The 11297-nt window shown below is 43.0% G+C and carries 13 protein-coding genes; 8 read left to right on the top strand and 5 right to left on the bottom strand.

The window, feature by feature from the left end; all coding sequences use genetic code 11:
- The 5 genes from HWQ37_RS06705 to HWQ37_RS06685 form a co-directional block, all read left to right on the top strand.
- A partial coding sequence (locus HWQ37_RS06705; RefSeq protein ID WP_292745150.1) for a photosystem II high light acclimation radical SAM protein occupies window positions 1-1152 on the top strand: 1152 nt, incomplete at its 5' end.
- 89 nt (window positions 1153-1241) lie between these two features.
- Window positions 1242-2630 (top strand): DICT sensory domain-containing protein, encoded by a 1389-nt coding sequence (locus HWQ37_RS06700; RefSeq protein WP_292745148.1) that lies wholly within the window; start codon window positions 1242-1244, stop codon window positions 2628-2630.
- On the top strand, window positions 2627-3265 hold the full coding sequence (locus HWQ37_RS06695; protein WP_292745146.1) for a pentapeptide repeat-containing protein: 639 nt from the start codon (window positions 2627-2629) through the stop codon (window positions 3263-3265). Before HWQ37_RS06700 ends, HWQ37_RS06695 begins: the two co-directional genes overlap by 4 nt.
- Window positions 3266-3376: 111 nt before the next feature.
- Complete coding sequence (locus HWQ37_RS06690; RefSeq protein ID WP_292745144.1) at window positions 3377-3634, top strand: type II toxin-antitoxin system ParD family antitoxin; 258 nt, start codon at window positions 3377-3379, stop codon at window positions 3632-3634.
- Complete coding sequence (locus HWQ37_RS06685) at window positions 3625-3930, top strand: type II toxin-antitoxin system RelE/ParE family toxin (protein ID WP_363318092.1); 306 nt, start codon at window positions 3625-3627, stop codon at window positions 3928-3930. The genes HWQ37_RS06690 and HWQ37_RS06685 overlap by 10 nt, the downstream gene beginning before the upstream one ends.
- 44 nt (window positions 3931-3974) lie before the next feature.
- Here the strand turns inward: HWQ37_RS06685 and HWQ37_RS06680 are convergent, their stop codons facing one another.
- The 4 genes from HWQ37_RS06680 to clpS form a co-directional block, all read right to left on the bottom strand.
- Window positions 3975-4205, bottom strand: a complete 231-nt coding sequence (locus tag HWQ37_RS06680) for a hypothetical protein (RefSeq protein ID WP_292745142.1) — start codon at window positions 4203-4205, stop codon at window positions 3975-3977.
- A gap of 3 nt (window positions 4206-4208) precedes the next feature.
- Complete coding sequence (locus tag HWQ37_RS06675; protein ID WP_292745140.1) at window positions 4209-4700, bottom strand: hypothetical protein; 492 nt, start codon at window positions 4698-4700, stop codon at window positions 4209-4211.
- A gap of 140 nt (window positions 4701-4840) precedes the next feature.
- Complete coding sequence (locus HWQ37_RS06670; RefSeq protein WP_292745138.1) at window positions 4841-5665, bottom strand: CPBP family intramembrane glutamic endopeptidase; 825 nt, start codon at window positions 5663-5665, stop codon at window positions 4841-4843.
- A 72-nt stretch (window positions 5666-5737) separates the two neighbouring features.
- Window positions 5738-6019: an ATP-dependent Clp protease adapter ClpS gene (clpS, locus tag HWQ37_RS06665; protein WP_104907504.1), complete on the bottom strand. Its 282-nt coding sequence runs from the start codon at window positions 6017-6019 to the stop codon at window positions 5738-5740.
- A 301-nt stretch (window positions 6020-6320) separates the two neighbouring features.
- Between clpS and HWQ37_RS06660 the strand changes: the two genes are divergently transcribed.
- On the top strand, window positions 6321-6686 hold the full coding sequence (locus HWQ37_RS06660; RefSeq protein ID WP_292745154.1) for a hypothetical protein: 366 nt from the start codon (window positions 6321-6323) through the stop codon (window positions 6684-6686).
- Between the two features lie 100 nt (window positions 6687-6786).
- Here the strand turns inward: HWQ37_RS06660 and HWQ37_RS06655 are convergent, their stop codons facing one another.
- Entirely contained in the window at window positions 6787-6987 is a 201-nt protein-coding gene (locus HWQ37_RS06655; RefSeq protein WP_094349495.1) for a hypothetical protein, read from the bottom strand.
- A 471-nt stretch (window positions 6988-7458) separates the two neighbouring features.
- On the opposite strand from HWQ37_RS06655, the gene HWQ37_RS06650 reads away from it, so the two are divergent.
- The gene (locus HWQ37_RS06650; protein ID WP_292745136.1) at window positions 7459-7788 is read left to right on the top strand and encodes an STAS domain-containing protein; all 330 of its coding nucleotides are present in this window, start codon (window positions 7459-7461) and stop codon (window positions 7786-7788) included.
- Window positions 7789-7936: 148 nt separating this feature from the next.
- A complete protein-coding gene (locus HWQ37_RS06645; RefSeq protein ID WP_292745134.1) occupies window positions 7937-10642 on the top strand; it encodes a TIGR03960 family B12-binding radical SAM protein in 2706 nt (901 codons plus the stop codon).
- Window positions 10643-11297: the final 655 nt, after the last annotated feature.

Genomic DNA, 11297 nt, shown 5'->3' with positions numbered 1-11297 from the left:
CGTGTAGTTGTCGGTGGTGGTGCAGTCAGCGTATTTTACGAACAATTGGGTAAAAGCTTACCCCAAGGAACAATTATTTCTGTGGGTGAAGGCGAAACTCTACTAGAAAAACTTTTAAGTGGTAGAGATTTTCGAGATGAACGCTGTTACATTGCCGGAGAAACTCAACCACGTCAACGCCTAATTCACGAACAACCCACGCCAATAGAAAAAACAGCTTGTAACTACGACTATATCGAAAGCATCTGGCCGGAATTTAACTATTACCTGCAAGAGCAAGACTTTTATATCGGTGTACAAACTAAACGTGGTTGTCCTCACAACTGTTGTTATTGCGTTTATACGGTTGTCGAAGGCAAACAAGTACGCATCAACCCAGCAGATGAAGTAGTTGCTGAGATGCGCCAATTATACGATCGCGGCATTCGCAATTTCTGGTTTACTGATGCCCAATTCATCCCCGCGAAAAAATTTATCGCCGATGCGGTAGAATTATTGCAAAAAATCGTCGATTCTGGTATGACAGATATCCACTGGGCAGCATATATCAGAGCCGACAATTTGACACCCGAATTGTGCGACTTGATGGCGAAAACCGGGATGAACTACTTTGAAATCGGCATTACCAGTGGTTCCCAAGAACTGGTGCGGAAAATGCGGATGGGATATAACCTACGAAACGTCTTGCAAAACTGCCGTGATTTAAAAGCAGCTGGTTTCAACGACTTAGTTTCCGTCAACTACTCCTTTAACGTCATTGACGAACGTCCCGAAACCATCCGCCAAACCATCGCCTACCACCGGGAACTAGAACGGATTTTTGGGGCTGATAAAGTCGAACCAGCCATCTTCTTTATTGGATTACAACCCCATACCCATTTAGAAGAATACGCTTTCAAAGAAGGTATCCTCAAACCAGGGTATGATCCAATGAGCTTGATGCCGTGGACAGCCAAAAAACTTCTCTGGAATCCCGAACCCCTTGGTTCATTCTTCGGCGAAGTTTGCTTGCAAGCTTGGCAACAAAACCCCAACGACTTCGGGCGCGAAGTCATGAAAATCTTAGAAGAAAAGCTGGGTTGTGCTGACTTAGAAGCAGCATTGACAGCACCATTAGAGACAAAAGAAAAACAGTTAGCGGGTGTATCCTAGAAAACACTAAAATATGGGGATATTCAGAATTCTGAATTTCTCCCCCTCTTTTACTCAGTGCCTCTGCGGTTATTTTTTTACCAAATCCCATGTTAGAAGGTTCAATCCTACAACAGCTAGAAGCAGCCCATCGCCAGACCACCAGGCCAATTCGATTCGGTGTTTACTACAAAAATACCCTAGTTGCCCTGTGCCACGCTCTAGAAGACCATATCTTAACCGATGACGGTACACCCCTAGTGATTACAGCCTTCCAACAGGGTAAATGGTATCTACAAGAAGCTGAACGATATGCAGACATCGCCCAGTACAGCCGCGAAATTGCAATTATGGCTGCCGGTGAATCCGGCTTTGCTGAACATCCTACCAGCCAGCTACCCAATGTAGACTTAGTAGGATTAGATTCGAGCGATCCAGTGGCGCAGGAGTGGCACTTAATTATTTTATCGCCTAAATACACAGCAATGGTAATTTGTCAAGAATTATCAGAGGCTGATTATGGCAGCGCTGGAGTACCGACATCAGACTTAGAACGTAAATTCTATGGTTTGTGGACATTTGAGCCAGAGTTAGTACAAGATACAGCAGAAATAGCGATCGCTCATATCAAAAAATACAACCCAGAACTGGCACAAAAACTCACAGCCGGGAAAGAACAAATTGTCCCATCAATGGACAGATCCCAAAATTTGGGTGCAGTTGTCTCCCGTGTAGTAGATTACCTCCAGACTGGGCAAGATAAATTATCCATCCCCACAGCCCTTCAGAAACAAACCCTAGATCGCAACTTGGTTTCTAACGAAATCCAAGCCTTTTTGCGAATGGCGCAACTGATGGATATGGCAGATATCAACAATCCAATGGCAGCTGCGGAGGTGGTGGTACTTGCTGAAGCGATCGCGCAGCTTTTGGATCTTCCCGCGTGGCAAATTAAGAGATTGCGGTTAGCGGCTTTGTTGCATCGCATAGATCCATTACAAAATGCCGAAAGTGTCCTGACTTCTGGTAATATACCCACACGCTACCAACAAGATGCTCCTAGTTGTCCTTTAATACCAGGGGCGCAAGTATTGCGAACCATGCCACGACTCCGAGCAGTTGCCCAAATTATCACTCACCAAACTGAATATTGGAACGGCGCAGGGGAACCAGCCGGTTTAGCTGGAGATGAAATTCCCTTAGAGTCGAGAATTTTGGCATTATTGGCAGACTTTCAGTGGCGAGTCAATCAGCGAAAATCCTCAAATCAAAGCCGGGAACAGATATTTACTCAAGCTTTAGATGAGTGCAAACAGCAAGAATCTATTCGCTTTGACCCTAAACTTGTAGATACCCTAGCTTTATTAGTAATGGGTTTACAACAGGGACTCGACTTACCCTTGATGACACCCAAATTCAGCGCCGGCATCTGGATACTTGATTCCCAATGGGATACCCACAGCAAGATTAGTGAAGAGATTGGTAGTTACTTTACATGAATATTGAAGCCATCAGATTAGGAAAACTCAAACAACTTCCAGGGGCAAATTTAGAAGACGAGGAACTCTCCCGACTAGATTTAAGCCGGATTAATCTTGCTGGTGCGAACCTTGTCGGCACTAATTTTGCTGCTTCCAAACTCGAAGGTGGGCATTTGGAGGGGGCAAATTTGATGGGGGCGAACCTTCAAGAAACTGACTTGCGGGCGAACTTGATGGGAGCAAACCTGATGCAAGCAGATTTAACCGGCGCTGACTTGCGGGGTAGTAATTTACGTGGCGCTAACTTGATGGGAGCAAGACTCAGTGATGTGTCATTGGTGGGTGCTTTCTTGAGTGGTGCTAATTTGATGAATGTGAACTTGCAAGGCGTTGACTTGCGCGGTGCTGACTTGCGCGGTGCAAACCTGACTGGAGCAAATCTCAAAGGTGCAGATTTGAGTCGCGCCGATTTTCAGGGTGCTTTATTGAGTGAAGCAAACCTGGAAGAGGCCGACTTGCGGGGGGCAAATTTGGCAGGGGCAAATTTGACGGGAGCGAATTTACTCTGTGCAGAATTAGAAGGTGCAAATTTGAGCGGCGTTAATTTGAATAAAGCGTGTTTGGTGGGTACAGTGGTTGAGACAGTTTTGTAATGGTTGGTAGCCTTTGCGTTAGAGATGCCCTAATAGTAGCCTCATAACAAATTTGGCTATTTTATTTTATCAACGATAGGATGATTAACATCAGCTTGTCTTGAAGTATTTATGAACGTTTCCCTAACCCTCGAATTGGAAAAGTGGGTGCAGTCCAAAGTTGAAAGCGGGATGTATACTTCCGCTAGTGAAGTCATTCTAGAAGGTCTGCGACTTCTTAAGGAGCAAGATACCCTAAAAGAAATACGGCTTGCAGAACTACGACAGGAGATTCAGCAAGGGATTGATAGCGGAGAATCTACACCTCTAAATATGGATGAAATCATCGCTAAGGCAAAACAACAACGGCAGAAGGTTGAATCCCTTTAATACCGATTATTCTTAAAAGACCCCTGGCTGAAACTGATTTATTCGATATTTGGAATTTCATTGCTAATGATAGCATTGAAAAAGCAGATCAATTTCTGCTAAACATTGACAGCAAGCTCAAAATACTGGCAGAAAATCCCAGCTTGGGAAGACAGCGTGACTCTTTAATACCAAATCTACGGAGTTTTCCAGTCAAGAGTTATCTGATTTTCTACTGCCCTATAAACCAAGGGATTGAAGTTATCCGCGTTCTACATGGAGCAAGAGATATCCAAAACTTATTGCAAGACTTATAACAATATTGGCGTTGCTGTGGTGTAGCTGACACCCATGCAGTCATCTAGTACATTTTTGGCGATTTGCGATTATCGATATATTCTTGTGGGAAAATTTGTCTTCCTAATACCAACGCTTCTTGCCTTTCCTCATCTGTCATATAATCATCTCCCTTAAGTCCCGTTGGGGTGCGTCGAGGATTTCCCCCTGCATCTAAATATCGCTGACGTGCGATCGCAAATAATTCTAATATTCTTTGCGCTTGGTGCTGTTTAATGGTGTTGGATTGCGTCATCGTTTAATTAAAAACTTCTCCTAAGTGCGCTCTTAATTCATCGATAGTACCCCACTGCTTCATCAAGCTTGGACTAGACAACAATTTAGCTTTAGTGTCAAAGCAACTCCACTCGGCTCTCATTTCCTTTTTATCAAGAGGAATACGGCTGACATCTGTGAAATCAGCAATCCAACGAACCTTAACCCATCGGAAAATACCCCATGTACCTGTTTCCCATTGAGGTTTATCTTCACTTCCCTCATTAACCAGTTCAACTACGTGCGTCAAGGCTCGCTCGTACTCACGTAGTTTTTGAGAAAGAATGATAAGAGATCCTTTTGGTAACTTAAAGGCGTGAGTATCTACACCTGCACCCTCTTTAAAGTTCAGCTGAAAGTCATCCCCAATAGAATAGTCTTTATACGCCTCTCCAACAGGATAGCTTTTATACGCCCATTTTTTATCATCATCATCATTGACATTTTTGATATATTCCAGACGACTACAATCCATTATTTTTAACCCTAAATATTTGTTTGATGTTGAATCTCTAAAAACCTTTTGGCTATACTCTGATACTTTGCCTAAAAGGAATATTAATGTAGTTCCTTTTTAGCCGATATTTTATTTTTCTACAAGTTCATTACCCATTTTTAATTCTTTACTGTTCGCCCTCGTATCCACAAAGCTAGTACACTCATTAACAACACGCCCATCACTCCTTGCAGGGGATTATTATTCACACCAGTTACCCAATCAGGAACAAGACCCGAATATTTGACTAATTTACCCACATTAATTATGTAATAGCCCCACACAAAACCACCATGTAGACCAATTGGAAAACCCAAGCGTCCCCTCCGCCAACGCTTTCCCCATACTTGCGTTAACCCCAGCAGTACTAAAGCTGGAAATTGCGGTAGTGTATGAATAATTGCTTCCAAGGGTTTAATAAAGTGCAATGTAGCAAAGGCAGTTGCATCTGTCCACAGTGCCACACGCAGACTGTAATCTCGTTGTAATTCATCTAGCAACCAGCCTCGAAATAACAATTCCTCAGCAAATCCAACACCTAAGCCAACAAGTAAACCCTCTAAAACAACTTTCAGCAAGAAAACTTTCGGTTGTTGCCACACCAACCAACCCAATAAACTTTCTACCCCAAAAAGTATCAGAATATTAATTATCCCGATAGCCAAGCCACGCAGTAAATCTACACCATTTTGGCGCGTGAATACTAAGCCATAATGCCGCAGAATTTGGGGCTGTTGGTAGACATATTTACCCCATAGTCTCAAGAGAAAAATAAATACTGCATATAACAACACCAATGTCAATATACTTTCTAAGTTTGAATCATGCACTAGTAAGTATACTGGTGTAGCCAATGGCAACCATAGCAACAATAAAGTCAAAATAAAAGCACCCAGCCTAATAGGGGCAGGGCGTTCAGCTAAACGGACAAGGTTTTCTTTCATACCAATGTAAGCCACCAGCCAACATTCTATATTTTGACTAATGACCAATGACTAATGACTAATGACCAATAACTATTCATCAGGTTCAATCGTGCTACTTAAACCGTGACTTATCAATGTTTCGCAATAAAACTCAGCGTGTTCTAGGGCGCAAGTAATGACTAAAGCTAGCCCGTTGGTATGAGCTTCCATCATGATGCTCACAGCTTGGGGTTGGGTAAGGCTTGGTACAGTAGCAATTAGTGACTGTACAACATGCTCCATAGAGTTGTAGTCGTCGTTATGGAGCAAAACGCGATACCGAGGCGCGAGCTTGCGGGTTGTGGAAGGCTTTTCAATAGTTTCAACTGACACGGCTCTTTGCTCTTTTCTCGTTACTTCACTACAACAAAGTCTCTGTTTTGCGATCGCTCAACAGTTGTTTACCTATTCTATAGTATTTCTGCTCAGATACTATGCTAGGAAAACCCTTTGCTGCCAGGGATTGGTTGTATTAGCTTTGCGTAGCCACTTGATAAGGCACGCGTCTAAGGCATGGCTCTCCTAAGAGTGCTACCCTAATCTTACAGAAGCTTTCCTTAAACGTAGCGCATTTTCACTTTTAAGATTAAGGAAATTACCAAATAATCCTCACCCTTGCCAAAACTCCATAATGATGGAAATGAGCCTAGATTTTCTTCAACCCGGACAAATAGTGTCTTTAGAGTATGGCGACAGGAACCTGTATGCAGAAGTCATTCAATTTGTAGTTTCCCGCCAATTGTGCTGGGTGCGTCCTTTATTAATGGTCACTTTTATTCAAGAATCACCGCTAATTACCGATTTGCGAGATGCGTCTGACTTACTTTGGCCTGCCAATTTATTTCGCCCAGCTTTAGACACAGAAGTAATTACCTTCTTAAGCCAACTTTTAGCAAAAGAACCAAAAACTGAACCTGATTCAGCCGCAAAGCAGCAACTCAATCAGTTTATTCACCAGCTTTGGCAAGCATATCAAGATGGATTGGGGATTGGGGATTAGGCACTTATGATTCTCCTCCTACTCCCTGTCGAAGTGCAGCCTCTCCTTCGCGTAGCGTCTCCCCTTGGGAGAAGAGTTGTATTACGAATTACGAATTATTTTAAAATCCCAGACTAGGAACCAACTGAATTCGTCCAGCATCCATCTCTGCCATTAATAATTCTAGGGCTTCGTAATCAACATCAGAAATGTAACCCAGTTCCGTCAGCTCTGAATTGATTTCATTCTCTATCTCAGGAGTTAGTTTTTTAATGTCAAGAGCTTTTTCTACCAATTTACGAATAGCGTACTGAGTTCTCATAAGTAATAACCCAACTGTAATAAGATACTAATCATCCCAGATCAGCCTCAGTATAAAGAGTGATCCAAAGACTAACTTGCTAGTGATATATATCACAATTTAATTAGTTAGATAGATAATTCACTCTGACTTTGCCATAAGCCATCAGCAACGCTAGAGTGGGAGATTTAACCTAACGGTAAGACTTAGCTAAATTAGCTTTAGTTATAGACTAAGCAAGCTTTCTCAGCAGAGTTACTGATAATTTGTCTGCTCTATGGCCGTCTATAGTAGATTGTTTTTGAAGTGACATAAAAAAAAAGTATATATAAACACATTTTAACCTGGAATTATAACAATCTTTAAACAGACATACTAAAGCAATAAAGATTCAGCAAAGAGAGCTAAGACGTATGGTCGATGCAACAAAATAGAGTTTATGTTCAAATAATTCTTAGCTTGACGCTTCAAAATTCTTAATAGGATGTAATTATGCAGGCAGTGCTTAACTATCCCAAGATTGCAGTTATTCGTCCCCAAGGGTGTTTAAATGCTGCAAACGCCTTGGAATTTGAACGAGATATGACTACAGCCTTGGCGCAAAATGGTATTTCGATCTTGGTAGTAGACCTCGCAGCAGTAGAATCTTTAGACAGCGCGGGGTTGATGGCATTGTTATCTACACATAAGCTGGCTCTTACTTTAGGACGAAGTTGCCGACTTTGCGCTGTTGCTCCACAAGTTAGAATTATTTTTGAACTGACGCAACTCGATAGGGTATTTGAAATATTAGATGCTGAAGCCGAGTTAGCCCAAACATAACTTTATGTAAAAGCACAAAGGTTCGGGCAATAAATGCACTTTATGTAAAGGAGTTGTAAGTTGCAACGATAAACTCTGTTATAAGACCTAATTCAATGCTAAGGTTAGGGTTGGATAGCTGTAATTAAGGTAGCTAGAAGATAGCACAGTGGTTGTTGCAGTTGAAAGATTAATAACGTCGGATATTTTAAAACCAGCCCGTTACCTGGGTAACGAGTTGTTAGCAGTACACAAACCTTGGGATACGACAGCAATACATTGGGTTTTAACCTACCCAGAAGTATATGAAGTCGGTGCATCTAATTTAGGGCACATCATCCTTTATAACATCTTGAATGCCCAACCTCGTCAATTGTGCGATCGCGCCTACCTCCCAGGAAAAGACCTGGCAGCCAAACTACGCGAAACAAATACGCCATTGTTTGCGGTAGAGTCAAAGCGATCGCTTACAGAATTCGACATTTTAGGCTTTAGTCTCAGTTACGAACTGGGTGCTACTAATATCCTGGAAATGTTGGATTTGGCTGGAATTCCCTTGACGTGGCGAGAGAGGCAGGGGAGCAGAGGGGCAGAGGGGCAAGGGGGCAGGGGAGAATTTAACGATACCCAGTCCTATTTTCCCCTAATTTTCGCTGGTGGGCAAACAGCGACATCAAATCCTGAGCCTTATGCTGACTTTTTCGACTTTATCGCCCTTGGAGATGGAGAAGAACTGCTGCCAGAAATTGGTTTGGTGTTAGAAGAAGGCAAACAAGCAGGATTGAGTCGGGAAGATATATTACTGGATTTGGCACAGATACCAGGCGTATATGTTCCCCAGTTTTACGACATGGCCGAGGATGGCTCAGTTCATCCTTCTCGCCCTGACGTACCAAAACGAATTCTGCGACGGGTTGCAACTCCCATACCAGCATATTCCATTGGGTTAGTTCCCTACGTAGAAACGGTGCATGACCGCTTGACCATTGAGATTCGGCGTGGTTGCACTCGTGGCTGCCGCTTTTGTCAACCAGGAATGCTGACTCGACCAGCACGGGATGTGGAACCCGATCAGGTTGTAGAAGCAATTGAACAGGGAATGCGGGCAACTGGTTACAATGAGTTTTCCCTACTATCTCTGAGTTGTTCTGATTATTTATCCCTACCAGCAGTGGGGATGGAAATCAAAAATCGCTTAAAAAATGAAAACATTTCTCTGACTCTACCAAGCCAACGGGTAGACAGATTTGATGAAAATATTGCCAACATCCTGGGAGGTACGCGCCAAGGTGGACTGACTTTTGCTCCAGAAGCTGGTACTCAGCGGATGCGAGATATTGTGAATAAGGGGTTGACGAATGAAGAATTGTTGCGGGGGGTGAAAACCGCTTGGGAGCAAGGCTGGGATAAAATAAAGTTGTATTTTATGATTGGCTTGCCGGGTGAGACGGATATTGATGTTTTGGGCATTGCGGAAACAGTAAGCTGGCTACAGCGAGAATGTCGAGGTAAGGGCAGAAAACCCCTAAACTTTAACCTGACAATTTCTAACTTTACGCCCAAGCCCCATACACCATTCCAGTGGCACTCAGTTTCTACCTCTGAATTTAAGCGCAAACAAAACTTGTTACGGCAAGAATTCCGCCGAATCAAGGCAGTGAAGGTAAATTTTACCGATGTCCGCATTTCGGCAATGGAAGATTTTGTGGGACGAGGCGATCGCAATTTGAGCAAAGTAGTCCGCCGTGCCTGGGAATTAGGTGCTGGTATGGATTCCTGGTATGAAAATTTAGATCGAGCTTTTAGCGCTTGGGGAACTGCGATCGCCCAAGCCGATTTAGATTGGAAATACCGCCAAATAGAAAATGGCGAATGGAATTTGTTTCACGCAGAAGCGCCCAAGGGCAGAGAAGATGGACAAAATACCCAACTCCTAACTCCTAACTCCTCACTCCCTACTCCCCACTCCCTCGATATCCCCCTACCTTGGGATCATATTGATACCGGGATTGATAAAAAGTGGCTCCAAGAAGACTTGCAACGCGCTCTAGAAGCTGCAATTGTACCCGACTGCTCTTTTGAAGGTTGTTCTCATTGTGGTGTCTGTGGCACCGACTTTGGGCATAATATCGTGATTGAATCACCTGCCATCCCAAAATTTGCTGGCGAATTTGTCCCCAACACAACTAAGGCGCAAAGACTGCGAGTTTGGTTTGGGAAACAAGGTAATATGGCTTTGATGAGCCATCTTGATTTAATCCGTCTGTTTGACCGAGTTGTGCGGCGAGCAAGCTTACCAATTGCTTTCACTGGTGGGTTTCACCCAATGCCACGCATTTCTCTAGCAACTGCTTTAGCTCTAGGGGCTACTAGCAGTGGTGAAATTGCAGATTTTGAGTTAACAGTGCCAGTGGAAGTTGATACTTTCCGAGCAAAGTTGGCTCGTGAAATGCCCACAGACATACCTATATATAATGTGGAGCAGATAGATTTAAAAGCTAGCGCCGCTACCCAACTGCTAGAGTCGGCAGAGTATTTGATTACTGTAGCAGCACTTGCAGAAACCACACCTATACAATGGCAAAACTGGATTGATACAATCAAAGCAAAAGAGGAACTTTGGTACGAGCAAACAACTAAATCAGGCAAGAGCCAGTTAATTAATCTGCGCGATCGCTTATTTGAACTGGAGTTAGTAGAAACCCACAAAAACGTTGCAGAATCTATGTCATCTGTAATCCGTTATCTAGGTAGCTATCGCCAGGACGGTTTGCTGTTGCGTCCCGAACAAATCCTATTTATGCTAGAGACAGTGGCTAATGTAGAATTTCAACTCCTGCACATCCACCGCAATCGGCTAATTTTAGGGGTATAATCCCTGTAAGGCAACTTGCTAGTAGTTGTCCTGACATGGTAGGTAATATGAATTGATTTTTAGCAAGGTTGCGTTAGAATAGGGTGAAGAGAAATTTTCTGGCGCTGCATTGAATTAGCTGGTTCACTACCCTGGTATTCAGGGGTAAAAAGCAAAGATATTAGAGTGCAACTTCTAGGATTTTATCTTAGACAAAGAAAAAGCAGATTAAAGAATGCACACTCTCTCTATAGCTACCTTGTGAATCAGTAACTAATAGCAGACTCGGTTAGCTTCTCTAAATCCATGCTTTTTAAACAACTGCTGAATGTCTAATCCACGTAATGCCCAAGAGCTAGTGCATTACTTTTTTAGAGTTAAAGCAACTGCTGTCGGTTATGCCGACTTGCAGACGTTCACCAGACGTGCAAAACGCTGCTTGTCTTAGGCTAGAGCGGCTCAAGGCAGGGTGGCAACTGGCGTTGCTGAGTATAACCCTAAGATAAATCCGGGGAATGGAAAATAGAAATAGTTTCTTTTTCTTAACGAATTCAGTAGGTTACTCTCAAATAAAGCATCCTGAGTTAAATGCTCACTCAGGATTTAGAACTTTCAACTCAGAACTCTCAAGATTTGAGGGTATTGCATGACAAATCAACCACGGACGGTTGATTTA

Source organism: Nostoc sp. NMS4 (assembly GCF_017115095.1).
In the GTDB taxonomy this organism is placed as follows: domain Bacteria; phylum Cyanobacteriota; class Cyanobacteriia; order Cyanobacteriales; family Nostocaceae; genus Nostoc.
The sequence above is the reverse complement of the archived record's forward strand: the minus strand, read 5'-3'. Positions and strand labels throughout refer to the sequence as shown.

Coding starts and splice junctions, on each gene's coding strand:
- HWQ37_RS06700 (WP_292745148.1), top strand. CDS start 1,242: ATGTTAGAAGGTTCAATCCTACAACAGCTAGAAGCAGCCCATCGCCAG.
- HWQ37_RS06695 (WP_292745146.1), top strand. CDS start 2,627: ATGAATATTGAAGCCATCAGATTAGGAAAACTCAAACAACTTCCAGGG.
- HWQ37_RS06690 (WP_292745144.1), top strand. CDS start 3,377: ATGAACGTTTCCCTAACCCTCGAATTGGAAAAGTGGGTGCAGTCCAAA.
- HWQ37_RS06680 (WP_292745142.1), bottom strand. CDS start 4,205: ATGACGCAATCCAACACCATTAAACAGCACCAAGCGCAAAGAATATTA.
- HWQ37_RS06675 (WP_292745140.1), bottom strand. CDS start 4,700: ATGGATTGTAGTCGTCTGGAATATATCAAAAATGTCAATGATGATGAT.
- HWQ37_RS06670 (WP_292745138.1), bottom strand. CDS start 5,665: ATGAAAGAAAACCTTGTCCGTTTAGCTGAACGCCCTGCCCCTATTAGG.
- HWQ37_RS06660 (WP_292745154.1), top strand. CDS start 6,321: ATGGAAATGAGCCTAGATTTTCTTCAACCCGGACAAATAGTGTCTTTA.
- HWQ37_RS06655 (WP_094349495.1), bottom strand. CDS start 6,987: ATGAGAACTCAGTACGCTATTCGTAAATTGGTAGAAAAAGCTCTTGAC.
- HWQ37_RS06650 (WP_292745136.1), top strand. CDS start 7,459: ATGCAGGCAGTGCTTAACTATCCCAAGATTGCAGTTATTCGTCCCCAA.